Below are 25,218 nucleotides of genomic sequence, written 5' to 3'. Positions count from 1 at the left end.
TCCTTCTCCTCTCAGTCGGTAACCGTGATACCCATCGAGCGGGCGGTGCCCTCGATGATCTTCATGCCGGCTTCGACGTCACGTGCAGACAGATCGGCCATCTTGATTTCGGCGATCTCACGGACCTGAGCCTTGGTGACGGAGCCGACCTTGTGGGTCAGCGGGTTCTCGGTACCCTTCTGGATGCCCGCGGCCTTCTTCAGCAGAGCTGCCGCCGGCGGGGTCTTCAGGATGAAGGTGAAGGAACGATCTTCGTAGACGGTGATCTCGACAGGGATGACCTGACCCATCTTGTCCTGCGTCTGGGCATTGTATGCCTTGCAGAAGTCCATGATGTTCACGCCATGGGAACCCAGAGCCGGGCCCAGCGGCGGGGCCGGATTGGCCTTGCCGGCCTGAATCTGGAGCTTGATCAGCGCCGAGACTTTCTTCTTAGGAGCCATTGTATGGTTCTTCTTTCTATGAAGCGGTGTTAGCGGCACCGGATGTGGTTTCCCATAACCGGTTCCTTCCGCAACGTATATTGCTGTGCTGTGCTAGCGGGCCACGAGCTCGTTTCGGGCATACGAAACCCTCCAGACACAAGCTTTCCCATTATGCCTACCCGCCACGACATTGCGTTGCGACATTGCGTGAATACCGAAGAACCCCGCATCGCTGCGGGGTTCGAAGTTTCAGGTTCCTCACGATTGATTCCCGACTTCCGGAACATGTGTGACGTCAAGGCACACCGTCACGGGACGTCAGGCGAGCTTTTCAACCTGGTTGAAGCCCAACTCCACCGGAGTGTCACGACCAAAGATGGACACGAGCACGGTGAGCTTCTGGGTGGTCGGCTCCACGTCGGAGACAACGGCGGCCATGGTGGTGAACGGACCATCGGTGACGGTGACCTGATCGCCGACGGCGTAGGAGACCTCGAGGGTACGCTTCTTGGCCGCGGCCGGCTTGTCGCCAGCCTTCTTGAGCGCCTCGGAGGCGATCATCGGGGCCATCATGGATACGACTTCCTTGCGCGACAGCGGCGCCGGTTCCTTGGTCGGTCCGACGAAGCCGGTGACGCCTTCGGTCTCGCGCACGATGCGACGGGCGTTCTCATCAGGAAGCATGCGGATCAGCACATAGCCGGGAACACGCACGCGGGTGATGATCTTCTTGCCCTTTTCGGTGTGCTTCTCGACCTCTTCCATCGGCACTTCGATCTGGAAGATCTTGTCTTCCAAGCCAAAGCTGGCCACGCGGGATTCAACGTTGGTCTTCACGCGCTTCTCATAGCCGGAGTAGGTGTGCAACACGTACCACTTGCCCTCAAGCGTGCGCAGATTCTTCGAGAATTCCTCGACTGCCTTGGTACCTGCATCACGCTCATCCTGTTCGGATTCAACGGCGGCATCGGTAGAGGTTTCGGTTTCGATCTGCTCGGCGGTTTCCTCGGCGGCCGGTTCCTCGGAGACCTCGGTCTCCCCAGCCTCCGGCAACGCCTCAACGGCAGCCACAGCCTCTTCGGTAGCCTCGGGAGCTTCGTCGAGGTTGTCGAAAATCACTTCGTCAGTCATGCACCTTCACCTTCACGTGTCTGTCAGCCGAAGATCCACAACGTGAGCTTGCCCAGACCGAAGTCCATGCCGGTGACCAGTGCCATCAGGAACAGCACGAAGATAAACACGGCGAGGGCCCAGAAGAACAGCTCTTTGCTGGTCGGGGTCACTACCTTGCGGAGTTCGTCGATAATCTGCTTGATGAACAAACCAATGCGCATGAAGATGTTCGGCTTGACGGCCTTTTCGCGATTGCTTGCCTTCGCCATTATGATCCTCCGCTTGGCTTGTTGTAAGAACTTGGCAGGGAAGGCGGGACTCGAACCCACAACCTACGGTTTTGGAGACCGTTGCGCTACCAATTGCGCCACTTCCCTAGGTGTACTCTGCCATTTCTACTTGCCGGCGAGGATTTTATGCGAAAAACCACGCAAGAAGTAAACGGCAAAACCGCCAAGTTGAAATAGTAGCGGGTAATTGCGACTTCGTCCAATCGTTTTTCCATCAACAGTCAAAAAACCGCTATTTTCCAACGAAAAAAGATTCGCACCTCGGCATGTCACCGGGGTGCGAATCCATTTTCCAGTCAACGGTATCGGGCCGTCCGCCTATGCCTCCGCCCATGCCTTCATGCGCTTCATGCCTTCGACGAGGTCGTCGTCAGCCAAGGCGTAGGAGAAGCGAAGGTAGCCGGGAGCACCGAACGCCTCACCCGGCACGGCGGCGACATGGCCTTCGTCAAGCAGGGCCGCGGCCAGTTCGGCGGTATCGGCGAACACGGTCCTGTTCGGGCCGAGCGGCCTGTTCAGCAATGCGGTCACATCGGCGAACGCGTAGAACGCACCCGTCGGGGTTGGGCAGTTCACGCCTTCGATGTCGTTCAGTGCCGTCACGATGGTCCGGCGGCGCTTGTCGAACGCGGCACGCATGTCGTAGACGGCGTCAAGCGGGCCGGAAACGGCTTCGATGGCGGCACGCTGGGAGATGTTGTTCACGTTGGAGGTCATATGACCCTGCAGCTTGGAGGCGGCCTTGGCCACTTCCGCCGGAGCGACCATCCAGCCGACACGCCAGCCCGGCATGGCGTAGGTCTTGGCCACGCCGTTGAGCACGAGCAGCTGGCCACGCACTTCCGGCACCACGGCACCGATGTACGTGGTCTTCGCACCGTCATAGTTGAGATGCTCATAGATTTCGTCGGAGATGACCCATACATGGTGCTCCAAGGCCCATTCGCCGATGGCCTTGACGGTTTCCGGCTTCCATACGGCACCCGTCGGATTATTCGGCGTGGTCACGATGATGGCCTTGGTGCGTTCGGTGCGCGCCGCTTCGATGGCGTCGATATCCGGTTCGAAGTTGCGGTCGGCGCCGGCGAATACCTCGACGGGTACGCCGCCGGCCAGCTTCACGGCCTCCGGATAGCTGGTCCAGTACGGGGCGGGGATGATGACCTCGTCTCCTTCGTCGAGCAGGATCTGGAAGGCTTCGTAGACGGCCTGCTTGCCTCCGTTGGTCACGACGACCTGACTCGGGTCGACTTCATAGCCGGAATCGCGCGACACCTTGTCGGCGATTGCCTTGCGCAGTTCCGGCAGGCCCGCAGTCGGCGTGTACCGATAGTTCTTGGGATCCTGCACCGCGCAGGCCGCGGCCGCGACGATCGGTGCGGGGGTCGGGAAGTTCGGCTCGCCTGCGCCGAACCCGATGACGTCGATGCCGGCGGCCTTCATCGCCTTTGCCTTGGAATCGACGGCTAGGGTGGCGCTCGGAGCCACGCGATTGATACGGTCGGAAAGAGTCTGCCAGTCAGCCATAGTCATGTCTGTCATGCTAGACCCGCCACACGAAAAACGGAACCCTCGCGACACGCGTCATGCGGGGGCCGCGCCGGCATACCCGGCGTGCGGTCGGCTTCAGACGAGTACGAGATTGTCACGGTGTACGAGCGGATGCGCGTATTCCTCTCCCAGGAACCGCTTGAGCTGAGCGGTATTGCGTCCAAGCATCTGTGGGATTTCCTCGGAATCGAAGCCGGCCAGACCCTTGGCCAGATGGTTGCCGGCCTCGTCGTCGATCCATACGGCGTCTCCCGCGGCGAACTCGCCTCTGACCTCCAACACGCCCGCGGCGAGCAGACTGGCCGCTCCTCCGCGTACGGCCTTGGCGGCGCCCGCGTCGGCCACCAACGTGCCGAATGGATGTGCCGCAAAGCCGATCCACAGTCGGCGCGACGATCCGCGGTCGTGAATCGGCGCGAATGCCGTGCCCACCGGATCGCCCATCATGGCCGGTCCGGCATTGGCGGCGCAGGTGAGTACGGACGGGATGCCGGAGACGGCCGCCACGCGCGCGGCCTCCATCTTGGTGACCATACCGCCGGTACCGACGTTCGAGCCGGTTCCGCCGACCTGCACCTTTTCCAAAGCGTCCTCCACATTCGGCACGTACGCGATGCGCTTGGATTCCGGCTCACTCGGCGGTGCGGTATACAACGCGTCCACGTCGGTGAGCAGCACCAGGGCATCGGCGACCACGATATTGGCGATCAACGCGGACAGCCGGTCATTGTCGCCGAAGCGAATCTCATTGGAGGCCAGGGAATCGTTTTCGTTGATGATCGGCACGGCACCCAGGTCGAGCAGCCGTTCCAGCGTTCGGCGCACATTGCGGTACTGCTGCGGGGCGATCGTATCGGAAACGGTGATGAGAATCTGCCCTACACGCAAGCCGTACCGTGCAAAAGCGGCTTCGTATTGCGCCATCAGCAGTCCCTGTCCCACTGCCGCACAGGCCTGTTGGTCAGCGACGTCGGTCGGGCGGGCGTCGAACCCCAGCGAACCGAAGCCTGCGGCGATGGCGCCGGAGGACACGAGCACCACACGCCCGCCCATCAGCCGCACCCGCGCCAAAGCCGCCACCAAAGCGTTCAATCGTTCCGGATCGAGGTGGCCACTCGGTTCGGTCAGCGAACTGGAGCCCACTTTCACCACGATGGTCTGCGCCTCAGCGATGGCCCTGCGCACCTGTGCCTGCGATGGCGTGTTCATATGTCCCTCCCGGTCTATGCGTACCGGTCACTCGAATACCATTGGCATACCACTGAAAAGCCCGCCGACGTGCTGCTATCGGCACATCAGCGGGCTTGGTATGGTCTCTATTCTTTCACGTCGTCCGTATCGGCGGATTCGCCGCGTCCGAACAGGCTGTTTTCGTCGTGGCGGTCGTCATCCACGGAAGGATCGGCCCAGTGGCCGGCCGCACGTTCGGCCATCATGGCCTCACGTACCGCCTGACGGGCGTCCATCATCTCATGGTATTGGCGACGGCGCTCGGAGTTCGTACGGCGCTGTGTCCGCCCGTCCTGCCCCTGCAGTCGCAGATCCACGCCTCGAGCGCCCAGCTGCGCGCCATCGAGCATTTCGGCACCGGCCGCGATGGTCGGGTCCCAATCGAATTCCACCGCACGATCGCCGCGTCCGATGCGCACTTCGTCTCCCGGCTTGGCACCCTTGCGGCGCAGTTCATCCTCCACACCCAGCTTGGCCAGGCGATCGGCAAGGTAGCCCACGGCTTCGTCGTTGTCGAAATTGGTCTGCATGACCCAACGCTCCGGCTTGCCGCCAAGCACTTCGTACCAGACGTCACCGTTGCCGGATTCCTTGCGTTCCACGGTGAATTCGAGCGCACTGCCGCTTTCGTCGTTACGACGGCGGCGGTTCTTCGTCTCTTCGAGCGGCTTGATGACCACACGTGCCTCTTCTTCGGCCTGCTCGCGCTTCGCCACTTCCTTACGCATATCGGCCACCAGACCAGCCAAGGCCCAGTTGAGTTCCTTCAGGCCTTCATGCGAGGCGGTGGAGATGATGAAGACCTTCAGTCCCAGCGCTTCGAATTCCGGCTTGACGAATTCGGCCAGTTCCTTGGCTTCCGGCATGTCGACCTTGTTGAGGATGACGATGCGCGGACGTTCCGGAATCGGAATCGCGCCCAGCGGCAATTCCAGCTTGTCGGCATATTCGGCCAATTCATGTTCCAGCGCCCGGTAATCGCTCATCGGGTCGCGGTCGGGTTCAAGCGTCGCGCAATCGATGACGTGCGCGATGATTTCCGTGCGTTCGATATGACGCAGGAATTCCAGACCGAGTCCCTTGCCCTGCGAGGCGCCCGGAATCAGACCCGGCACATCGGCGATGGTGTAACGCGAATCGCCGGCCATGACCACGCCGAGATTCGGCACCAGTGTGGTGAACGGATAATCGGCGATTTTCGGCTTGGCGGAACTCATCGCGGCGATGAGGCTGGATTTGCCTGCGGAGGGGAAGCCCACGAGCGCCACGTCGGCGATGGACTTGAGCTCCAGGATCACGTCGCGTTCCTCACCCGGTTCACCCAACAGCGCAAAGCCCGGGGCACGACGGGTGCGGTTGGCCAGCGCCGCGTTGCCAAGGCCTCCATTGCCGCCAGCGGCGGCCACGTACCTGTCGCCCACATGACGCAGATCGGCGAGTTGTTCGCCCGGATACTTGCGTGCGCCCTGCGGCCCCTTGGCTTCGAAGATCACGGTGCCGACGGGCACGGGCAGAATCAGGTCGGCGCCTTTGGAGCCGTCCTTCGTGTCGCCCAGACCCATGGTGCCGCTGCCCGCCTCGCGATGCGGCATGAAACGATAATCCAACAGGCTGTTGGCGTTCTGATCGGCTAGGAAGATCACGGAGCCGCCATTACCGCCGTTGCCGCCGTTCGGACCTGCCAACGGCTTGTATTTTTCCCTACGGATGCCGGCGGAACCGTTACCGCCGTCGCCGCCTTTGACGTGGACGGTCACGCGATCGACAAAATCACTCATGTATCTACTTTCGTTGTTACGCGGGACAGGGTTGGCAAGGAAAAAGAAAAGCCGCGTCCACATGGGCGCGGCTTCCTAAAGCGTTAATTGCGCGTATCTCAGGCGGCAATCACGTCGACGACCTTGCGGTCACGACGCACACCGAACTTCACGCTGCCGTCCTTGAGGGCGAACAGGGTGTGGTCCTTGCCCATACCGACGTTCTCGCCCGGGTGGAACTTGGTGCCACGCTGACGAACGATGATGTTGCCGGCCACGACGGCTTCGCCGCCGAACTTCTTCACACCGAGGTATTGCGCGTTTGAATCGCGACCGTTGCGCGAGCTGGAAGCGCCCTTCTTATGTGCCATGTCTGTTCCTTTCGGTCCTTGACTCCAACCCCTGCGTCAATCAGGCGATAGCCGTGATCTTGACAGCGGTCAGCTGCTGGCGATGGCCCTTGCGACGAGCAACGCCGGTCTTGTTCTTGTACTTCATGATGTTGATCTTCGGACCCTTGGCCTCGTCGTTGATCACCTCAGCCTTGACGCTGAGCTTGGCGAGATCCTTGGCACCGAGGATGACGTTGGCGCCATCCACCACAAGAGCAACCGGGAATTCCACGGTTTCGCCCTTCTGAGCCTTGAGACGGTTGACGAGGATGACGTCACCGACCTCGACCTTTTCCTGATGGCCGCCGGCCTTCACAATCGCGTACATATCCGTTCCTTTATTAACTTGGAAAGCTTACTGCCCGGCACGTTCGAGCCTCGCGGCCAGACACCAGCAATCTAATTTACACACACCCACGTACAACCGCAAGTCCGCCACCGGCGTGTCAGGTTGACATACCGGCGCGACCACTTATTCTTCGTCCGGTTCCGCATTATTCGCGGCCACGGCGGCCGCTGCGATCTGCGCGAGCTTGGCCTTCACGTCCGGCGAGGAGCCCTTCGGCACCTGTACGTCCGTTCCATGACCGTGCTTGTTCGTCTTGACGAACGGATCGCCGCCCTTCAAGGCGTACGGGTCGTCATAGTCGGCGGACACGGTCGGCTCATCGTGAAGGATGAAGCCACGGCCCTTGCAGGTCGGGCATTCCTCGGAGAACGCCTCGACCAGACCCTGGCCGATACGCTTTCGGGTCATCTGCACCAGACCGAGCGAAGTGACTTCGGCCACCTGATGCTTGGTACGGTCGCGGGCCAGGCATTCGACCAGTCGGCGCAACACCAGATCGCGGTTGGCCGGCATGACCATATCGACGAAATCGATCATCACCATGCCGCCGATGTCACGCAGACGTAGCTGGCGCGCAATCTCTTCGGAGGCTTCGAGGTTGCAGCGCGTAACCGTCTCCTCGAGGCTCTTGCCGCGGCCGATGAAGCGACCCGTGTTCACGTCGATGGTGGTCATGGCCTCGGTACGGTCGATCACGATCGAACCGCCCGACGGCAGATAGACCTGACGTTCCATGCCCTTGCGAAGCTGGGAGTCGATCTGCCACTTGTCGAACACATCCTTGCCCTCATGCTCGGCCGGATCCCACTTCTCGAGCTTATCCTTCAGATCGGGAGCCATGGTGTCGAGATACTCCTCGATACGGCCGTACACACGTTCGCCCTCGACGATCATCTTGCCGAAATCGTCGTTGAAGATGTCTCGCACCACGCGAATGGCCACGTCCGGTTCACCCTGCAGCAACTTCGGACGCTTGCCATGCAGGAACTCGTCACGCTTGGCGCTGATACGCTCCCACTGGCGGACCAGGCTTTCCAGATCCTTGGTGATGGCCTCCTCGGAGGCACCCTCGGCGGCGGTACGGATGATCACGCCCATATCCTTCGGGGCGATCTTCGAGACAATGCCCTTGAGACGGGAACGTTCACGCTCGCTGAGCTTACGGCTCACGCCGGTCATGCCGCCGGACGGCACAAGCACCAGGAAACGGCCGGCCAACGTGACCTGTGAGGTCAGGCGCGCGCCCTTATGCCCGATCGGATCCTTGGTAACCTGCACCAGCACCGGGTCCCCCGACTTGAACGCGAGCTCGATACGGCGCGGCTGGCCCTCCAGACGGGCGGAATCCCAGTTCACCTCACCGGCATACAACACGCCGTTGCGCGCCTGGCCGATGTCGACGAACGCGGCCTCCATGCTCGGCAGCACGTTCTGCACGCGGCCGAGATAGATGTTGCCGACGGTCGCAACCTCCTGGATGTCGGAAACGTAATGCTCCACCAGCACGTTGTCCTCAATCACGGAAATCTGCGTATGGCGCTCACGCTCACGCACCACCATCAGACGGTCCACATGCTCGCGGCGCGCCAGGAAATCCTGTTCCATGAGCTGGCTCTGACGGCTACGTTCACGACGGTTGTCGCGACGACGCTGCTTCTTGGCCTCAAGGCGCGTGGAACCCTCCACATCGGTGATCTCATCGATGTACTGCTGCTTGCGGGAACGGCGGACCAGCGGCTCCTCGGCGTCCTCGGACTTCGCCCCGCCACGGCGACGGCGACGGCGACGGGTGACGGCGCCATCCTCGTCGTCATCTTCATCACGGACACGGCGACGGTTGCCCGACTGCTCATCCGCACCCTGCTGTTCGTCGGCATCCTCATGATTGCCGCGCGAACGGCGACGGCGACGAGTACGCGTCGGCGCCTCGCCCTCGTCATCGTCGTCCTTGCCGCTGCGCGATTCGTCATCGATGGGAGCGTAGGTGATGTCATCCAGCACCAGATCCTCTTCGATCTGTTCGACTTCCGCCGCGGCACGACGTTCCTGCGCATTCAGTCGGCGCGAACGGCGGGAACGATGGGACGATCCCTCCTCATCGTCTCCCGAAGCATCATTGCGATCATTGCGATCGTCCTCGTCACGACGGCTCTGCTCATCCTGCTCGGCATCACGGGAGCGACGGCGACGGCGACGCGACGAACGCTCCTCCTGAACGTCCACGGACCCATCTGCATCGTGCGAATCATCCCGATCGGCATCCTCACGGGGCGCGGGAACGGCGGGCAGCACCGGCTCCTGGAACAGCAACGACGTCATCGGACGCGAACCGCGACGCTGCACATGCCCCTCCGGCAACATCTCAACGGCATCCAGCGCACGTTCGTCAGTCGATTCCTCGCCATGCTCGTCACGCGAGTCGCGGAATTCCACGTCGGCGGAGGCACGACGACGGCCACGCGTACGACGGGCCGGACGGTCGTCATCGTCATCCACGGCACGACGACGACGCGGAGCCTCATAATCATCACGTTCATCGTCATCATCCGCGCGACGACGGCGAACCGGACGGGATTCGACCTCATCCTCGGCATCCGCGGCACGACGGCGACGGCGAACCGGACGCACCGGCTCGGCCTCGTCCCGAGACTCCGCATCCTCGGACTCCGGCTTGGATGCCGGCAGCTTCGGCTCCTCGAACAACGGGGCCGGGGCATGCTCCTCGACCTTGAGTTCAAGGGAGGCACCCGCAGCTCCGACGCCACGCACCACACGACGGCCGCCACGACGGCGACGCGGAGCCGGAACGGTGGAATCTGCATTTGCTGACACTACGGCTTCGATCTCATCGAAGCCCTCACTGGTATTACTGGGCACTATGCTCCTTGCGACACGCTGCAATCGCATCGCCTGCTTACACGGCTTCGTACGGTCCTCACATCACGCTCTCACCGTGACCGCGCATCTTGGCGCCCGTAGGAAGCAACTTCCGTCAAAAGTCTTCATCATGCGACGGCGGACACCGGCGCTCGCGGACAAAAAGGAATCTCACGCGAGGGGATCAACGCCATCGGATGCGTCGGCGGTTTGCAGAACCACCGTCTACAAGTATGACACAAAAAACAACGGGACGTGACATAACGGAAAATTTTCCGAATTCACCCGCGCTCCCACCACAGGAAGGAGCGCGAAACCCGTCGGAGCGCATACGTCATCAGCGCAGCCAGTCCTCGAGCAGGTCGGCCATCAGCACCAGATCGGATTCCGGCAGCTGCTCATCATGCTTGTGGGCGAGCAGCGGACTGCCGGCACCGAGATTTACGGCCGGAATGCCTAGGATGGCGAAACGCGCCACATCCGTCCAACCGAGCTTGGCGAGCGGGTCGCGGCCGGTGCGATCCCTGACAAGGTCCACCAGCGAAGCGGCCAACGGAGAGTTCAGTCCCGGTCGCGCCGAAGGCGATTCGTCCTTCATTTCAATGCCGAAGCCCGCAAACACGCCGCCGGTGGCCATATGCTCGCCATTGCCGAGTTCGGCACCCGCGCCGACGCCGATCATCAACGCCTTCGCCTCGGCAAGCGTCTTATCGGGCGCGAACCGGTAGTTCACGTGCACGCGGCATTCGTCGGGAATCACGTTGGTTCCCTTGCCACCGGAGATCAACGTGGCGTTCAATCCCTCCTGGTAAGTCAACCCATCCACTTCGACGGCGCGATTCTCGTATGCGTTCAGACGGTTCAGGATCTCAGCCGCCTTGTGGATGGCGTTCTCGCCCATCCAGGCACGCGCCGAATGCGCAGCCACGCCATGCGTGACCACATCGAAACGCATGGTGCCGTTGCAACCGCCTTCGATGCCGCAGTCGGTCGGTTCGCCGATGATGGCGAAATCGCCGACAATCCAGTCAGGATGCGCCTCAACCACCTTGCGCAGGCCGTTCTTCTCGGCTGCGACCTCCTCATGGTCGTAGAAGACATACGTCAGGTCATATCTGGCGTCCGTCAACGTGGCTGCCAGGTAGAGCATCACGGCGTCGGAGCCCTTCATGTCAGTGGCTCCACGACCCCAGATCACGCGTTCGCCTTCATGCCCGGCAGCGACATCCTCACGAATCAGCGGATCGCCCGGTTCCAGCCATTTCGGCGGGAAGTTGTCGATTACCGGCACCGTGTCGAGATGACCTGCGAGAATCACCCGCTGCGCACGACCGAAATCCGTGGAGGCGACCAGCGTATCGCCATGACGATGCACGGTCAGGTGCGGTTGCATCGTCAGGAACGTCTCAACGGCATCGGTCAGCGGACCTTCGTCATCACTGACGGAATAGCTGCCCATGATCTGTTCCATCAACGTGTTCAGTGCGGCCTGCTTGCCGGCGGAGGCATCGAATCCAATCTCAAGTTCACTCATGCGTCTCATTATCCGCCAGACCGACCGATATCACGGCATCGGAATACCGCTTTTGAGATGAACCGGCGAATCTCGCCCGCACAGTGCCACACTGATGATTGGCTTGATTGACGGCTCAATCACCACGGGAAGCAGGGAAAGGACGAATGCATGCCGGGTCTGTTAAGCGCGATGGAAGGCTTCTGCGTCATCGGCATCGTGATCGGCACCGGTTATGCGGCCGCACGGTTGCGTATCGGCGGGCCGACCGCGCAGATGGTGCTCAACCGCTTCAGCTTCTTCGTGTCCAGCCCATGCCTGATGTTCGCGATTCTGTCGAAGGAGAAGATCTTCGAGATCTTTCACTCCTCCATCATCGTCGCGTTCTTCTCGGCCATGCTCGTCGGAGCCGTCTTCCTGATTCTCAACCGTCTGTTCTTCCACATGAAGCCGGCGGATGCGACCATCGGCGCACTGAACTCGCTGTATCTCAACTCGAATAACATCGGCCTGCCGATCGCCACCTACATTCTCGGCAACCCCGCACTCGTGGCACCGATCCTGGTCATGCAGCAGGCCGTGTTCACCCCGATCGGGCTGACCGTACTCGACGTCACCACGAAAGGCAGGGTCTCCGCGAAGGAAATCCTCAAGCAGCCGTTGCATCAACCGCTGCTCATCGGTTCGTTGCTCGGCATCGTCGTCTCCGCGATCTCCGCGAAGGCCGGCCATTTCGTAGTGCCGAGCTGCATCTTCGATCCGATCAACATGATCGGCAATTCCGCGGTGCCGATGATCCTGATGGCGTTCGGCATGTCGTTGCATGGCACGAAGCCGTTGCAGGAAAAGGCCGACATTCCGGCGACGTTCACGGTGGCGGCGCTGAAGAACATCGTGATGCCGATCATCGCATTCCTGCTGAGCTACTTCGTGATGGGGTTCCGTGGCCCCACGCTATACGCGTGCGTGGTGCTTGCCGCCCTGCCGACCGGCCAGAACGTCTACAACTATGCGGCACGCTACAACGTGGGCCTTTCCTTCGCACGTGACGGCATCCTCTTCTCGACGCTCACCTCGCCGGTTTTCATCGCAATCATCGCCGCACTGCTCAGCTAATCGTCATGTCCGGCCGCACTCAATCGTCGGCGCGATAATCGGCGAGATTGAGGGTACGGGCCACATGATTGGCGGCGATGGCCCCCACGGCGATCAGGGCGTAGCACAAGGCGATTCCTGCGACCAACGTCATCAGCGTGGCCGGCCTGAACAGTGCCGCCGCCATGATCGGGAACAGCAGCAGCAGCGAACAGCCACCGGAAACGGCCACCACCGTATTGAGCGGCGTGATCACTTCCATCATGCGCGCCTTGTCGAGTGTGGTCTTATCGGTACCTTCCAACGTAAGCATGCGGTATTCACCGACCTGATCGTAGACGCTGCCGGCCTGCATCACACCGGAGCTGACGGCGGCAAGCACGGCCGCGAAAGCAAGGGTCAGGAATCCGCCGGTGCTGATGTCGCGTGCGTACAGCATGCTCGGGTCAAGCGGGTCGACATTGCCGTTGATGCCGCTGGCCACCAATCCGCACACGGACGTCATGCCGGCGATGAACACCGCCAATGCCACACCGGACACGTTACGCCAGGCACGCTTGGGATTGTCGAGAATACGGCGCATGGCGATCATGGTCGCCGCATCCTTCGGTCGGCGGGCACGCAACTTGGCGCGGAACGTCACCACCCACGTACCCACGAGATTCACCAAGGCGAAGCACAGGAAGATGATGCCGAACACCATCGCGTAGACCGTGCCCTCACCGAAACGGGCGAATGACTGCAGGTTGCTCAGCACCATATACCCGACCGCCATGATCACCGCGAAGATCAACACACGCCACTTGGTCGGCAGAGGCGGCGAAGTACGTTGCATCACGCCGAGCGGGGTGATGGCGACGCGGCGCAGGGTAATCAGGGATGAGGCCAGTGCCAGTACCGCAACGCCTGCGATTACGGCGATCAGGGCCAACGAGCCGACCCACAGCTCTTCGAAGGTGAAACGTCTGTTCTGGAAGTTGAGCAGCATGATCAACGGCATCACCGCAACATAGCCGAGAATGCCGATGAGGGAGCCGAGCAGAGCCTGGGAGGCCGCATCGAGCGCAGTCAATTTCGTGACCTGCGCCGTGGTGGCACCGGCCAGGCGCAGTGCGGCCAGACGGGCGTCCCGACGGGAGGCGGCCAGACGGGCGGCTGAACCGGCGAGCGCCACGAACGGCACGATGAGCAGCATGCAGGCGAATCCGGCCAATAGTACGTAGCCTCCGGCGTAGGTGTTCATAACGGCGGCGGATTGTGCCGCCGTCCAATGGCCGCTGCCATGAATCATGAGCCTGTTGCCCGTTTCCAGGGTTTTCGACCAGGCCTCATACGTACCGGGCGCGCAATTGCTCGGACCGGGGTTGATCATACAGCCGATGGTATGGTCGGCCGAGGCTCGCCAGATGAAACCGTGCACGCCGCCGAGCACGGTGAGGAAGATCGTGGTCGCGGCCGCGAAGGCGACCACGGCCAGCACCGAGGTGTGGCCGGCGGTGCCGCGCGTGCCGGGACGGTGGAATAGCCGCCAAAGCGCAAACGTGTTCATCGCATGCCTCCCTGCGGAGGATTGCCGTACATCGGAACGCCGTGCGCACCGGTGACCGGTTGCGGCCATTGCGCACCGGGGCCGTGTGCGGCCGCCAGCTCTGCCTGCGTCGGCTGCGGGTGCGGACCTTCGTCGTACAGCTGGCCGTCGCGCATGATGAGCGTACGGTCGCAGAAGGCGGCCACGTTCGGATCGTGCGTCACCACGATTACGGCTGCTCCGTTGGCGCGGGAGGCGTCCATGAGGATGCCCATGATGTCGCGGCCGGTACTCTGGTCGAGCGCGCCGGTCGGCTCATCGGCGAAAACGACGGCCGGCTGCACGGCGAGTGCGCGGGCGATGGAGACGCGTTGCATCTGGCCGCCGCTCATCTCACCGGGACGTTGGGCCGCAAGTTGACGCAATCCCAATCGTTCCAGCCACAGCATGGCCGTATCGGCGGCCTGCTGGTAGCGTGCACCGCCCAGCATCATCGGCAGGGCGATGTTTTCGACGGCCGGCAATTCCGGTAGCAACTGGCCGGACTGGAATACGAATCCGAAGGCACTGCGGCGCAGCTTGGTGCAATCCGCATCGGGCAGCTGCGCCAAATCGGTGCCGCGGAAGCTCACGTTTCCGGCAGTCGGCCTGACGATGCCGGCCAATACGTGCAACAGGGTTGATTTTCCGGAGCCCGACGGCCCCATGACGGCGATGCTTTCGCCGGCGCGGATGGCGAAGTTCACATGGTTGAGCGCCAGCATATGCATGGCGGGGGCAACGGGTTTCGCAGTGCCAGGCTGAGCTGCGTAGTCCATGACCAGATCGGATGCCCTAAGTACATGATGTGTTGTGGTTTCCATGGTTCATACGCTACGGAAACCGCACCGTCACGACCATCCTGCGGCAGGATGAATCTTCCGATCGTCCTCATCCGCAGGGATTAGGGGCATGCATGCTTCAGGCGAACGTTCCGCAGGCGTATCCATCTCCCCTGCGTTCATGCACGACATGCGAAAGAGACCTGTTTGAAGAATCGTGCGGAGCAATCCACGGAAAGGGGGTACTGATTCCCGCATTCGAACCCTGAATCCAGAAGAGCCAATACCCCCTTGGGTGGTGTTCTCGTGCACGATTCCCAAAATCCATTGCCGTATGCGGTCGTGCATGCTCATCGGCATACAGGCATGGCGGATTTCACTGACGGCGAACCAATCCCATCCGACGATCCGAGGCGGAGGCCCGGCATACCCGATATGCGCCTACCCCAAATGCCAGGAAATCCGATGTAGGTCGCTCGGCCCGTGCGCAGCGATGGCCTCACGATGTGCAGCGGAACCGTAGCCCTTGTTACGCTGCCATTCGTAGATCGCATATTCGGGACGCTCACCCAGTTCAATCATGAGACGGTCTCGCGTGACCTTGGCGATGACGGCAGCCGTGGCCACGGTCGCGCAATAACGGTCGCCTTTCACCTTGGTGGTGACCGTTGCGGGAACCGGCACGTCGGGCGCATCGAAAGTACCCAAAGCCTTGGTGATGTAGTCGTTCGGTCCGTCGAGAATGGCACCGACCCGTATCGGCCGCCCGTCGTCGGCGATTCCCAGCTCACGTTCCACTTCATCCAGCGCGCGCAACGCGGCCACGCCCAATGCGTACGAGATGCCCCATTCGTCGATTTCCGCATTGCTGGACGCTCCGACGGCCCATGAGGCGCTCCATGATTTCAGGGATTCGAAGATGGTTTCACGGCGATGTTCCGTCAGCATTTTGGAATCGGCCACGCCTTCCGGCACATCCAAGGCACCCGGGCCGTCCAGATCGGCCGTCCGGATCGCAGCGGCACCAACCATGACCGGCCCAGCCAACGAGCCACGTCCGACTTCGTCGAAGCCGACGATCACATCGTACCCCCGAGCTGCAATCTCACGTTCCAATTGCAACGTAGGCACCGTGGAAACCGCCATCAGCCCGCCGATCCTTCCGGCACATCCTTGAACACATCATGATGCGCGTCCAACGCACCGATGCGGTTCAACGGCCAGTAGGTGGCCAAGCCGACGCCCACCACGTCGTCGATCGGCACCAGACCATGCGAGGAGTCATCCTGATGATATCGGGAATCGGCGGAATTCGCGCGATTGTCGCCCAATACGAATATGTGGCCGGCCGTCACCTTCACCTTGAAAGCGAACGAACTCGGGTCCGCGCCGGAGCGAATGTACGAGGATTCATCGATGGCCACGCCGTTGACGGTGACCGGCTGGCCCGGCCCCTCACAGGCCACGGTGTCGCCCGGAAGCCCGATCAGACGTTTGATGAGAAAGTCGCCGCCGAGTCTCCCGCTGTTCTCCTCCTGCAGCCAGTGGTCCGGATCTTTGAATACCACCACATCGCCGCGTCGCAACGAGAACAGTTTCGGGGTGAGCTTGGTGGTGATTACGCGATCGCCCGGTTCGATGGTGTCCATCATGGAGCCGGAGGGAATCACATAGAAACCGACGAGGAACATACGGACCAGCAGTACGATGGCTACCGGCACCCCGCACCATATCAGGGTATCGCGCCAATCGAAGCCGTTATCGGCGCCTGTGTTTGCGGCATGCTTCATGTTGGGTCCTTCGGTTGTCTCGTTACGAACGCAATGGCCTTTATCATAGCGTCGAATATAGGAATCGGCCCGACAACCATGCAGTTGCCGGGCCGATTTCACGCTTTATTCGCGCATCACACTCACTTGGCGGAGTTGTCGCGACGCTCGACGATGCGAGCGGCCTTACCGCGCAGCTTGCGCAGGTAGTACAGCTTGGCGCGACGCACACGGCCCTTGCGAACCAGCTTGATGGAGTCGATGATCGGGGAGTGCAGCGGGAAGCGACGCTCGACACCGGTGCCGAAGCTGATCTTACGGACCACGAAGGTCTCGCGGACGCCGCCGCCCTGACGGGCGATCACCACGCCGGTGAAGGCCTGGATACGGGAGTTGTTGCCTTCCTTGATCTTCACGTTGACTTCAACGGTGTCACCCGGACGGAAAGCAGGGATCTCCTCGGCCGGCTTCATGTGCTTGGCGTCAAATGCCTCAATAGCGTTAACCATTGTGTTTCCTCGAGTCGCCGCCGCATATCAGCGCACAGGTAAGGGCTTTTGCGACATTCTTGCGATTGCCACATCAGCCTGTCATGTTCTGCGCAGGTCTGCCTGCGCAGGATTGCCAATCCGCCGGAAAGATGCAATCTTGCGATTGTTCCGGCTGGACCCAAGGAAAAGCAGGATTATGCGGCGTCCCGCCTTTCGGCACAGCAATTAATAAAAATACCTCATCCGCGAGACACGGATGAGGTATTCGGTTACGCTCTCAATCGAAAATCAGAACTCACGATTGGCGCGGTAGAACTTGATCAGGGACTGGGTGGAAGCGTCCTGAGCGGCCAGGGCCTCGTCATCCTGGGAGATGGCCGGGGTGATCTGCTTGGCGAGCTGCTTGCCCAGCTCGACGCCCCACTGATCGTAGGAGTCCAGACCCCACACGGTGCCCTCGACGAAGGTGATGTGCTCGTACAGGGCGATCAGCTCACCGACCGCGAACGGGGTCAGAGCCACGCCGAAGATGGAGGTGGTCGGACGGTTGCCGGTGAACACGCGGGCCGGAACGATCTCTTCCGGAGTGCCCTCGGCGCGGACTTCCTCGGCGGTCTTGCCGAAGGCCAGCGCCTTGGTCTGGGCGAAGTAGTTGCCCAGGAACAGCTCATGCACGTCCTGATCGCCGTCCTTGACCGGGTTCGGAGTGTTCACGAACGCGATGAAGTCGGCCGGAATCAGCTGGGTGCCCTGGTGGATCAGCTGGTAGAAGGCGTGCTGGCCGTTGGTGCCCGGCTCGCCCCAGAAGATCTCACCGGTCTCGGAGGTGACCGGGGTGCCGTCCCAACGCACGGACTTGCCGTTGGATTCCATGGTCAGCTGCTGCAGGTAGGCCGGGAAGCGGTGCAGGTACTGGTCGTACGGCAGCACGGCGTGGGAGGCGACCTTGAAGAAGTTGCGGTACCACACGTTCAGCATGCCGAGCAGCACGACGACGTTCTTCTCGAACGGGGTGCTGGCGAAATATTCGTCGATCTCGTGGAAGCCGTGCAGGAATTCCTCGAAGCGGGCCGGGCCGAAGACCACGGCGAGGGAGGTGCCGACGGCGGAGTCGACGGAGTAGCGGCCACCGACCCAGTTCCAGAAGCCGAAGGCGTTGTTCGGGTCGATGCCGAACTCGGCGACCTTCTCCAGGTTGGTGGAAACGGCGACGAAGTGCTTCTTGATGGCTTCGGCGTTCTTCTCGTCGGAACCGTCGATGGCGCCGGAGGCCTTGAGCTCCTCAAGCAGCCAGGTGCGGGCCTCGCGGGCGTTGGTCAGGGTTTCCAGAGTGGTGAAGGTCTTGGAAACGATGATGAACAGGGTGGTCTCCGGATCGAGACCCTTGGTCTTCTCGGCCAGGTCGTTCGGATCGATGTTGGAGATGTAGCGGGCGGCGATGCCGGCGTCGGCGTACGGCTTCAGCGCCTCGTACACCATAACGGGACCCAGGTCGGAACCGCCGATGCCGATGTTGACCACGGTCTCGATCTTCTTGCCGGTCACGCCGGTCCACTCGCCGGAACGGACCTTGTCGGCGAAAGCGTAGATGCGGTCAAGCACCTCACGCACATCCTTGACGGTGTCCTGACCGTCGACGATGTACTTGCCTTCGTCCTCGATCGGGCGGCGCAGTGCGGTGTGCAGCACGGCGCGGTCCTCGGTGTTGTTGATATGCACGCCGGTGTACATGGCCTTGGTGCGCTCGTCGAGCTTGACGGCCTTGGCGAGGTCAGCGAACAGCTGCAGGGTCTCCGGCTTGATCAGGTTCTTGGACAGGTCGAAATGCAGGTCGCCGGCATCGAAGCTCAGCTTCTCGACGCGGGCGGCGTCGTCGGCGAACCACTGCTTGAGGCTGATGCCTTCGGACTGCAGCTCGTCATAGTGCTTCTGCAGGGCGGCCCACTCCGGGGTCTTGGTGGCGTCAACGGGAGGATTGATGGCCATGGTTGATAGGGTCCTTTCATCATCACTGTGAAGCGGCGCGCAACGTCCGTTTCCAGCGCGACGCACCGTATCTCTTCACCTCACAAGATACTCACAAAAGCAGACAGAACAACACAAAAACAATCCGAAGACCGCCGCTCACGTACGGATTCGCCTGATATTGCCGTTTTCATGCCATCACCATGCACGAACACGCCAATCCGTGACGATGCAATCGTATGCAATCCGCAACGTGAAATCAGAGAATGTCTTCGGCCCCGAGCCTGTCGAGATGAGCGACCATGCTTTTGACTTCCTGACTGCGGGCGCGCGGCGCGATGAGCAGCGCGTCGGGCGTATCCACCACCACCATGTCATTGACACCGAGCAGGGCGATGGTACGCCCACTTTCCGGCACGACCACGTCGCCCGCGGAATCCAGATACGCCACGGATTCCGCATCCCCCAGGATTTTGATATTGCGCTCGTTGGCGCTCGGCAGCAAGGCGGCCACCGAATTGAAATCCCCGATGTCATCCCATCCGAAATCGCCCGGAATCATGGCCACACCGCCCGCCACCGACAGCGGTTCGGCCACCGCATAATCGAAGGCTATCTTCTCGATGCCGGCCCAATCTCGCGCCATCGCCCGCTCAACGGCCACCCCACGGGTTCGCACGGGGGATTCGTAGGCGTCGGCGATACGCGAAATCGCCTCGTACATCAGCGGCTTCGCACGCCTGATGTGATCGAGCAGCACGTCGGCGCGCATCACGAACATACCGGCATTCCAACGGTACTCACCGGTCGACAGATAGGCCTGCGCGGTCGCGGCATCCGGTTTTTCCACGAACCGTTCCACCAACCGCGCCGCAGGTGCGTCCGGCACGTCGGCCGCCAACGAACGACCCTGATGAATGTAACCGAACGCGGTCGAGGGGCGCGAGGCGGCGATGCCGATGGTCGTGACGTAGCCGGCACGGGCTGTCGCCACCGCCTGACGCACCGATTCGGCGAAGGACTGACGCCCGCGAATCACATGGTCGGCGGCGAACGAACCGACCACGCAACGTTCGCCGCAACGCCGCGCGATCACCGCCGTGGCCAGTACGATGGCCGCGGTGGAATCCCGGGGAATCGGCTCGGCGAAAATATTGTCCGCATCGAGCTGTGGCAGCTGCTCGCGCACGGCCCCCACATGCCCGACACCCGTACTCACGTACACATTGCCCTTGCCGGCGATCGCCTCCAGCCGGTCGTAAGTGGATTGGATGAGCGTACGCCCCTGCCCCAGCAGGTCGTACAGAAACTTCGGCCGGTCACGTCTGCTCAGCGGCCACAGTCTTGTGCCCGTGCCGCCGGCGGGAATAATCGCATGGAAGTCGTCGAAACCAGTGTCGCTGCTCATGTGCCCATTGTCTCGCAAATCGACCGTCTCGCAAATCACAGGTCGCCGCCGGCCGTGACACTTCCGACTTCATCGATTTGTGCAAATCGAACATCTCCGCTATGATTGCTGTCTTGTGCGCGGCTAGCGTATGCTTCCCGGGCATTGCGCCACTTTAGCTCAGTCGGTAGAGCGGCTCACTCGTAATGAGCAGGTCGACAGTTCGATTCTGTCAAGTGGCTCCATTGCCCTAGATGTGTGTGCACGTCTAGGGTTTTGCATATCACGCGCGAGTGGCGGAATTGGTAGACGCGCAGGATTTAGGTTCCTGTGTCTTTGACGTGTGGGTTCAAGTCCCATCTCGCGCACTTTGATCTCCAGAACGTGGCGTCGCGAAGGAGCGACCGCCACCCCAGCCTCTAAGATAGCGTGCAGAGAGTGAGTACATAACGAAGCGAAGAGAGTCCGAAGCCCCATGTCCGCGCTGATTCAACCCATTGCGCTGCTGCTGATCATCCTTACCGGCTATCTGTTCAAACGCGCCGGCAGATTCAAGGATCGTGATTACCGCATCCTGCAGACCGCCTTGTTCGATCTGGTGTTACCGGGCGCAATCGTCTACTCGTTCGCCACGAATCCGCATGATTCCAGCATGCTATGGATCTCCGCGTTCGGCTTTGTCGTCGCCTTCATTCCGCCGGTCATCATCTTTCTGACATCACGCAAACGGCCCGTGCAGGATCGCGCCTTCACCATGCTCAACGGTTCCGGCTTCAATGTCGGATGCTTCTGTTTTCCCGTGGTACAGGCCTTTCTCGGCACGGCCGCGATCGTCCCGGCCGCCATGTTCGATATCGGCAATTGCGTGATGGTGGCCGCCGGCACGAACGTCATGACGCAGACCCTGCTGCACATTCAGCCCGGCAAGACGCTTGGCGAGCAGTATCAGGGCCATGCGCCGACCCTGCCCTACGTAAAGCCGAAGGACAGGGACGCGAAAAGACTCGCCCGCAAGGCCCTGTTCCGGAACGTGTTCAAGGGATTCTTCGGCTCGGTACCGTTCGATACCTACCTGCTGATGATCGTGCTGACGCTTGCGGACGTGAAGATTCCCGCCGTGATCGCCACATTGGCGCAACCGCTGTCGAACGCGAATTCGTTCTGCGCGATGCTCATGGTCGGCATGCTTATGGATCTGCCCGCCGGTCGTGCGGACGTCATGAAGCTGCTCAAGGTGATCGGCTGGAGACTGCCGTTCGGCATCGCATTCGCGGCCGCGGCCTGGCTCATGCTGCCGTTCGACGCTTCGATCCGCGAAGCCGTGGCCATGTGCTGCCTGGCGCCGATTGCCGTATTCTCCACGCTGTTCACCGACAAGGTGCTCGGCAATGCGAAGCTTGCCGGCTTCTCCCTGTCGATCAGCGCGATCATCAGCCTCATCATGATGACCGGCACCCATGTTCTGGTCACCGCGCTCGCGTGAATTCGCTTCTTGTGATGTCGCGGTAATCCTGCGCGATCCTATGGGGAGCGAGCCGTCCGCCTACTGCCTGAGCAGGGCTTCCACGGCCGGCACGAGCGCACGCAAGGCCTTGCCACGGTGGGAGATGGCGTTCTTTTCGGCAGGTTCCATCTCGGCCGAGGTAAGCCTCACGCCAGCTTCGACGGCACGCGTCGGCTGGTCGTCCGGCACGAACAGCGGATCATAGCCAAAACCGTGCTCGCCGCGCGGAGCATGCAGCAACACACCCGGCATCTCACCGATCTCCACGGTCTCACTGGTAATGGCATACGGTTTGCCGGCGGATTCGGCCGTATCGTCTTCCCTTGTGGCGCCCGGCACCACAAGTGCGGCGGCGCAACGGAATCGCGCGGTACGGCTGGCCTCCGGAATGTCGGCGATCTGGGCGAGCAGCAGCGCGTTGTTGGCCTTGTCATCGCCATGCCTGCCGGCCCAGCGGGCAGACAGGATGCCCGGAGCGTTGCCCATTACGTCCACGATCAGGCCGGAGTCGTCGGCGATTGCCGGGCAGCCGGTACGTGCGGCCACATCACGGGCCTTGAGCAGCGCGTTCTCCTGAAAGGTCACGCCATCTTCCACGGGATCGGGCAGGTTCAACGAGCCTGCGGAGACGAGCTCCGCATCGGCTGCGCCGGCGCCAAGCCTTTCCTCCAGAATGCGGCGTATTTCCACCAGCTTGCCCTCATTGTGGGTGGCGACGATGATTTTCATGGTTTCCTTTCAGTCTGCGCCCTCATCAATGACCAGGGTTCAATCAATCCAAGGCGAGTGCGGCACGCTGTGCGGCCTGCAGCTCCTTGTTGCCCTGTTCGGCGAGATCGAGCAGGGCGTTGAGTTCGGCACGGCTGAACGGACGATGCTCGGCGGTGCCCTGAATCTCAATGAATTCGCCGGAACCGGTCATGGCCACGTTCATGTCGGTCATGGCCTGGCTGTCTTCGATATACGGCAGGTCCAGCATCGGCTTGCCATTGATCACACCCACGGAGACTGCGGAAACGCAGTCTTTGAGCACCCTGTCGGCGGATTTGATGTGCCTGTGCCGCTCGGCCCAACGCATTGCGTCCACCAGTGCCACATATGCGCCGGTGATGGATGCGGTGCGGGTGCCGCCGTCGGCCTGCAGCACATCGCAATCGATCTGCACCTGATTCTCACCCAACGCCTTCATGTCGACCACGCCGCGCAGGCAGCGGCCGATCAGTCGACTGATCTCATGCGTACGGCCGCCGATCTTTCCGCGTACGGATTCGCGGTCGGTGCGGTCGGCGGTGGCACGTGGCAGCATCGCGTATTCGGCAGTGACCCAGCCCAGGCCGGAATCCTTGCGCCAACGCGGTACGCCGGAGGTGAAGGTGGCGGTGCACATCACGCGCGTATTGCCGCATTCGATGAGTACGGAACCTTCCGGAACGTCCGTGAAACGGCGGGTAATGCGAACCGGACGCAGTTCGTCCACCTTGCGCCCGTCCGCACGAATCACGGTCTGCTCGCCCAGCATGTCTTTAATCGCTACCATTGCACTGCTTTCGTGTCGATAATCTCGGATTTCCTACCAAGAGACACTATCACCATCCGTCCTCTTGCCCTCCTTGGAGTCACGCCGCAGATGGAGCCTGCCGAGGCAGGGACAAGATGGTGTCCGTCCGTCGGCTTGTTCCGTCGGTCAGTTCCGTCAGAGCGCAGATTCGGACCGGAGAGCCAAGACGATGCACGTATGATGATATGCAAGCGGTAATTGGTCACCGTCCGGACTACACTTATGGTCAGTTTCACCAAAAGTCAAGAAAGGCTTTGGAAATGCTGGATTATTCACCTGCCCTGATGACCGACATGTACGAATACACCATGCTTGACGCATGCCTGAAAGACGGTACGGCCAACCGTAAATGCGTATTCGAGATCTTCACCCGCCATCTGCCGCTGGGCCGTCACTACGGCGTGGTCGCCGGTCAGGGCCGCATCCTCGATGCGCTTGAACACTTTCATCTCGACGACAACGACCTGAAGTTTCTCTCCGACCGAAAGGTGGTGAGCCCCGAAACCATCGCATGGTTGGAGAATTTCCGTTTCTCCGGTTCCATCAAGGGCTATCGCGAAGGAGAGATGTTCTTCCCGAACTCCCCCATCCTGCAGGTCGAAGGCACATTCGGCGAATGCACGCTGCTGGAAACGTTGCTGCTGAGCATCCTGAATTATGATTCCGCCGTCGCCTCCGCAGCCTCCCGCATGGTCAGCGCCGCAAAGGATCGTCCGTGCATGGACATGGGCGGCCGCCGTACCAACGAATGGGCCGCCGTCGCGGCCGCACGCGCCGCGGTGGTCGGTGGTTTCAAGGGCACCGCGAACCTGCTGGCCGCGCAAATGTACGGCCTGAAGGCCATCGGCACCGCCGCGCACTGCTTCACGCTGGTGCATGACGACGAGCGCAGCGCCTTCGAATCGCAGATCGCCGCACTCGGCAGGAACACCACCCTGCTGGTCGACACCTACAACATCGAAGAGGCGGTGAAGACGGCCGTCGAAGTGGCCGGACCGGAATTGGGCGGCGTACGCATCGACTCCGGCGACCTCGCCTCCCTGGCCCAGCGTGTACGCAACCAATTGGATGCGCTGGGTGCCACCAATACGAAGATCACCGTGACCAACGACCTCGACGAGTACGCGCTGGCTTCCCTGCAGACCGCTCCGGTCGATTCTTACGGCGTGGGCACCATGCTGGTCACCGGCTCGGGCGCGCCGACCTGCGCGATGGTCTACAAGCTCACCGAGCGCGAGAATTCCGCGGGCGACATGCAGCCGGTCGCCAAGAAGTCGAAGGACAAGGCCACCGTTCCGGGCCGCAAGCTCGCCTATCGTTCCTATGAATACTCGCTGGCCGAATGCGAGCATGTCATCTCCGGTTCCGAAGAAAAGCTGGCCGCCTACCAGCCGGAAGAAGGCTGGAAGGATCTGCTGGTCGATTATGTGACCAATGGCGAGAACCACACCGAATATCAGGGCCATGACGCCATCGTCAACGCGCACAACTACCGTGCGAAGGCGTTGGCCGAACTGCCGATCGGCGCACAGAGCCTCATGAAGGGCGATCCGGTCATCCCGACCGAGGTCACCGTCCTCTAACCCAATCCACCGACGCTCAC

At 61.5% G+C, this 25,218-nt stretch carries 22 protein-coding genes and 3 tRNA genes; 5 read left to right on the top strand and 20 right to left on the bottom strand.

What is annotated here, in order from left to right; translation table 11 throughout:
* Positions 1 to 11 precede the first annotated feature (11 nt).
* The 11 genes from rplK to dapE form a co-directional block, all read right to left on the bottom strand.
* Complete coding sequence (rplK, locus tag HMPREF1494_RS00920; protein ID WP_012901861.1) at positions 12 to 443, bottom strand: 50S ribosomal protein L11; 432 nt, start codon at positions 441 to 443, stop codon at positions 12 to 14.
* A gap of 300 nt (positions 444 to 743) precedes the next feature.
* Positions 744 to 1,556, bottom strand: coding sequence for a transcription termination/antitermination protein NusG (nusG, locus tag HMPREF1494_RS00915; RefSeq protein ID WP_034518536.1), 813 nt, complete (start codon positions 1,554 to 1,556; stop codon positions 744 to 746).
* A gap of 23 nt (positions 1,557 to 1,579) precedes the next feature.
* Positions 1,580 to 1,807, bottom strand: coding sequence for a preprotein translocase subunit SecE (gene secE, locus HMPREF1494_RS00910; protein WP_003842708.1), 228 nt, complete (start codon positions 1,805 to 1,807; stop codon positions 1,580 to 1,582).
* A gap of 32 nt (positions 1,808 to 1,839) precedes the next feature.
* Positions 1,840 to 1,915 (bottom strand) — tRNA-Trp (locus HMPREF1494_RS00905).
* A 231-nt stretch (positions 1,916 to 2,146) separates the two neighbouring features.
* Positions 2,147 to 3,370 (bottom strand): pyridoxal phosphate-dependent aminotransferase, encoded by a 1,224-nt coding sequence (locus HMPREF1494_RS00900; protein WP_034518532.1) that lies wholly within the window; start codon positions 3,368 to 3,370, stop codon positions 2,147 to 2,149.
* An 84-nt stretch (positions 3,371 to 3,454) separates the two neighbouring features.
* On the bottom strand, positions 3,455 to 4,588 hold the full coding sequence (gene proB, locus HMPREF1494_RS00895; protein WP_003837512.1) for a glutamate 5-kinase: 1,134 nt from the start codon (positions 4,586 to 4,588) through the stop codon (positions 3,455 to 3,457).
* Between the two features lie 107 nt (positions 4,589 to 4,695).
* Positions 4,696 to 6,387 carry a GTPase ObgE gene (obgE, locus tag HMPREF1494_RS00890; protein ID WP_003845136.1) on the bottom strand — a complete coding sequence of 564 codons (1,692 nt, stop codon included), beginning with the start codon at positions 6,385 to 6,387 and terminating at the stop codon, positions 4,696 to 4,698.
* A 98-nt stretch (positions 6,388 to 6,485) separates the two neighbouring features.
* The gene (gene rpmA, locus HMPREF1494_RS00885) at positions 6,486 to 6,737 is read right to left on the bottom strand and encodes a 50S ribosomal protein L27 (protein ID WP_003807757.1); all 252 of its coding nucleotides are present in this window, start codon (positions 6,735 to 6,737) and stop codon (positions 6,486 to 6,488) included.
* Between the two features lie 40 nt (positions 6,738 to 6,777).
* Entirely contained in the window at positions 6,778 to 7,086 is a 309-nt protein-coding gene (rplU, locus tag HMPREF1494_RS00880; RefSeq protein ID WP_003837518.1) for a 50S ribosomal protein L21, read from the bottom strand.
* A gap of 144 nt (positions 7,087 to 7,230) precedes the next feature.
* Positions 7,231 to 10,014 carry an Rne/Rng family ribonuclease gene (locus tag HMPREF1494_RS00875; RefSeq protein WP_192917624.1) on the bottom strand — a complete coding sequence of 928 codons (2,784 nt, stop codon included), beginning with the start codon at positions 10,012 to 10,014 and terminating at the stop codon, positions 7,231 to 7,233.
* A 307-nt stretch (positions 10,015 to 10,321) separates the two neighbouring features.
* Positions 10,322 to 11,527 carry a succinyl-diaminopimelate desuccinylase gene (gene dapE / locus HMPREF1494_RS00870; RefSeq protein WP_171843693.1) on the bottom strand — a complete coding sequence of 402 codons (1,206 nt, stop codon included), beginning with the start codon at positions 11,525 to 11,527 and terminating at the stop codon, positions 10,322 to 10,324.
* A 141-nt stretch (positions 11,528 to 11,668) separates the two neighbouring features.
* Between dapE and HMPREF1494_RS00865 the strand changes: the two genes are divergently transcribed.
* Positions 11,669 to 12,613: an AEC family transporter gene (locus tag HMPREF1494_RS00865; RefSeq protein WP_003837528.1), complete on the top strand. Its 945-nt coding sequence runs from the start codon at positions 11,669 to 11,671 to the stop codon at positions 12,611 to 12,613.
* Positions 12,614 to 12,632: 19 nt separating this feature from the next.
* Here HMPREF1494_RS00865 and HMPREF1494_RS00860 read toward each other — a convergent pair whose 3' ends face one another.
* The 7 genes from HMPREF1494_RS00860 to HMPREF1494_RS00830 all read right to left on the bottom strand — a co-directional run bounded on the left by HMPREF1494_RS00860 (position 12,633) and on the right by HMPREF1494_RS00830 (position 20,574).
* On the bottom strand, positions 12,633 to 14,141 hold the full coding sequence (locus HMPREF1494_RS00860) for an FtsX-like permease family protein (RefSeq protein WP_003837530.1): 1,509 nt from the start codon (positions 14,139 to 14,141) through the stop codon (positions 12,633 to 12,635).
* Positions 14,138 to 14,983, bottom strand: coding sequence for an ABC transporter ATP-binding protein (locus tag HMPREF1494_RS00855; RefSeq protein WP_034518519.1), 846 nt, complete (start codon positions 14,981 to 14,983; stop codon positions 14,138 to 14,140). Before HMPREF1494_RS00855 ends, HMPREF1494_RS00860 begins: the two co-directional genes overlap by 4 nt.
* Before the next feature lie 399 nt (positions 14,984 to 15,382).
* Positions 15,383 to 16,087 (bottom strand): ribonuclease HII, encoded by a 705-nt coding sequence (locus tag HMPREF1494_RS00850; RefSeq protein ID WP_034518516.1) that lies wholly within the window; start codon positions 16,085 to 16,087, stop codon positions 15,383 to 15,385.
* Complete coding sequence (gene lepB / locus HMPREF1494_RS00845; RefSeq protein ID WP_396334923.1) at positions 16,087 to 16,833, bottom strand: signal peptidase I; 747 nt, start codon at positions 16,831 to 16,833, stop codon at positions 16,087 to 16,089. The genes HMPREF1494_RS00850 and lepB overlap by 1 nt, the downstream gene beginning before the upstream one ends.
* Before the next feature lie 20 nt (positions 16,834 to 16,853).
* Positions 16,854 to 17,219 carry a 50S ribosomal protein L19 gene (gene rplS / locus HMPREF1494_RS00840; protein WP_003837538.1) on the bottom strand — a complete coding sequence of 122 codons (366 nt, stop codon included), beginning with the start codon at positions 17,217 to 17,219 and terminating at the stop codon, positions 16,854 to 16,856.
* Between the two features lie 270 nt (positions 17,220 to 17,489).
* Positions 17,490 to 19,187, bottom strand: coding sequence for a glucose-6-phosphate isomerase (gene pgi / locus HMPREF1494_RS00835; RefSeq protein ID WP_003837541.1), 1,698 nt, complete (start codon positions 19,185 to 19,187; stop codon positions 17,490 to 17,492).
* Positions 19,188 to 19,425: 238 nt separating this feature from the next.
* Positions 19,426 to 20,574, bottom strand: coding sequence for a mannose-1-phosphate guanylyltransferase (locus HMPREF1494_RS00830; protein WP_034518500.1), 1,149 nt, complete (start codon positions 20,572 to 20,574; stop codon positions 19,426 to 19,428).
* Between the two features lie 148 nt (positions 20,575 to 20,722).
* Here HMPREF1494_RS00830 and HMPREF1494_RS00825 point away from each other — a divergent pair.
* The 3 genes from HMPREF1494_RS00825 (at position 20,723) to HMPREF1494_RS00815 (ending at position 22,036) form a co-directional block, all read left to right on the top strand.
* Positions 20,723 to 20,798: transfer RNA gene (locus tag HMPREF1494_RS00825), tRNA-Thr, on the top strand.
* 42 nt (positions 20,799 to 20,840) lie between these two features.
* Positions 20,841 to 20,921: transfer RNA gene (locus HMPREF1494_RS00820), tRNA-Leu, on the top strand.
* Between the two features lie 107 nt (positions 20,922 to 21,028).
* A complete protein-coding gene (locus tag HMPREF1494_RS00815; RefSeq protein ID WP_034518489.1) occupies positions 21,029 to 22,036 on the top strand; it encodes an AEC family transporter in 1,008 nt (335 codons plus the stop codon).
* A gap of 60 nt (positions 22,037 to 22,096) precedes the next feature.
* Here the strand turns inward: HMPREF1494_RS00815 and HMPREF1494_RS00810 are convergent, their stop codons facing one another.
* Entirely contained in the window at positions 22,097 to 22,786 is a 690-nt protein-coding gene (locus tag HMPREF1494_RS00810) for a non-canonical purine NTP pyrophosphatase (protein WP_034518485.1), read from the bottom strand.
* 43 nt (positions 22,787 to 22,829) lie between these two features.
* On the bottom strand, positions 22,830 to 23,594 hold the full coding sequence (rph, locus tag HMPREF1494_RS00805) for a ribonuclease PH (protein WP_003837546.1): 765 nt from the start codon (positions 23,592 to 23,594) through the stop codon (positions 22,830 to 22,832).
* Between the two features lie 206 nt (positions 23,595 to 23,800).
* Here rph and HMPREF1494_RS00800 point away from each other — a divergent pair, with 206 nt between their 5' ends.
* Complete coding sequence (locus HMPREF1494_RS00800; RefSeq protein WP_003837550.1) at positions 23,801 to 25,198, top strand: nicotinate phosphoribosyltransferase; 1,398 nt, start codon at positions 23,801 to 23,803, stop codon at positions 25,196 to 25,198.
* Positions 25,199 to 25,218: the final 20 nt, after the last annotated feature.

Source organism: Bifidobacterium sp. MSTE12, assembly GCF_000513015.1.
Classification (GTDB): Bacteria; Actinomycetota; Actinomycetes; order Actinomycetales; family Bifidobacteriaceae; genus Bifidobacterium; species Bifidobacterium dentium.
Note: the sequence above shows the minus strand (reverse complement) of the source record. Positions and strands in the feature narration are given on the sequence as shown.

What these genes read in the sequence shown, in the direction of transcription:
- rplK (WP_012901861.1), bottom strand. Translation starts at nt 443, where the DNA reads ATGGCTCCTAAGAAGAAAGTCTCGGCGCTGATCAAGCTCCAGATTCAG.
- nusG (WP_034518536.1), bottom strand. Translation starts at nt 1,556, where the DNA reads ATGACTGACGAAGTGATTTTCGACAACCTCGACGAAGCTCCCGAGGCT.
- secE (WP_003842708.1), bottom strand. Translation starts at nt 1,807, where the DNA reads ATGGCGAAGGCAAGCAATCGCGAAAAGGCCGTCAAGCCGAACATCTTC.
- HMPREF1494_RS00900 (WP_034518532.1), bottom strand. Translation starts at nt 3,370, where the DNA reads ATGACAGACATGACTATGGCTGACTGGCAGACTCTTTCCGACCGTATC.
- proB (WP_003837512.1), bottom strand. Translation starts at nt 4,588, where the DNA reads ATGAACACGCCATCGCAGGCACAGGTGCGCAGGGCCATCGCTGAGGCG.
- obgE (WP_003845136.1), bottom strand. Translation starts at nt 6,387, where the DNA reads ATGAGTGATTTTGTCGATCGCGTGACCGTCCACGTCAAAGGCGGCGAC.
- rpmA (WP_003807757.1), bottom strand. Translation starts at nt 6,737, where the DNA reads ATGGCACATAAGAAGGGCGCTTCCAGCTCGCGCAACGGTCGCGATTCA.
- rplU (WP_003837518.1), bottom strand. Translation starts at nt 7,086, where the DNA reads ATGTACGCGATTGTGAAGGCCGGCGGCCATCAGGAAAAGGTCGAGGTC.
- HMPREF1494_RS00875 (WP_192917624.1), bottom strand. Translation starts at nt 10,014, where the DNA reads ATGCGATTGCAGCGTGTCGCAAGGAGCATAGTGCCCAGTAATACCAGT.
- dapE (WP_171843693.1), bottom strand. Translation starts at nt 11,527, where the DNA reads ATGAGACGCATGAGTGAACTTGAGATTGGATTCGATGCCTCCGCCGGC.
- HMPREF1494_RS00865 (WP_003837528.1), top strand. Translation starts at nt 11,669, where the DNA reads ATGCCGGGTCTGTTAAGCGCGATGGAAGGCTTCTGCGTCATCGGCATC.
- HMPREF1494_RS00860 (WP_003837530.1), bottom strand. Translation starts at nt 14,141, where the DNA reads ATGAACACGTTTGCGCTTTGGCGGCTATTCCACCGTCCCGGCACGCGC.
- HMPREF1494_RS00855 (WP_034518519.1), bottom strand. Translation starts at nt 14,983, where the DNA reads ATGGAAACCACAACACATCATGTACTTAGGGCATCCGATCTGGTCATG.
- HMPREF1494_RS00850 (WP_034518516.1), bottom strand. Translation starts at nt 16,087, where the DNA reads ATGGCGGTTTCCACGGTGCCTACGTTGCAATTGGAACGTGAGATTGCA.
- rplS (WP_003837538.1), bottom strand. Translation starts at nt 17,219, where the DNA reads ATGGTTAACGCTATTGAGGCATTTGACGCCAAGCACATGAAGCCGGCC.
- pgi (WP_003837541.1), bottom strand. Translation starts at nt 19,187, where the DNA reads ATGGCCATCAATCCTCCCGTTGACGCCACCAAGACCCCGGAGTGGGCC.
- HMPREF1494_RS00830 (WP_034518500.1), bottom strand. Translation starts at nt 20,574, where the DNA reads ATGAGCAGCGACACTGGTTTCGACGACTTCCATGCGATTATTCCCGCC.
- HMPREF1494_RS00815 (WP_034518489.1), top strand. Translation starts at nt 21,029, where the DNA reads ATGTCCGCGCTGATTCAACCCATTGCGCTGCTGCTGATCATCCTTACC.
- HMPREF1494_RS00810 (WP_034518485.1), bottom strand. Translation starts at nt 22,786, where the DNA reads ATGAAAATCATCGTCGCCACCCACAATGAGGGCAAGCTGGTGGAAATA.
- rph (WP_003837546.1), bottom strand. Translation starts at nt 23,594, where the DNA reads ATGGTAGCGATTAAAGACATGCTGGGCGAGCAGACCGTGATTCGTGCG.
- HMPREF1494_RS00800 (WP_003837550.1), top strand. Translation starts at nt 23,801, where the DNA reads ATGCAAGCGGTAATTGGTCACCGTCCGGACTACACTTATGGTCAGTTT.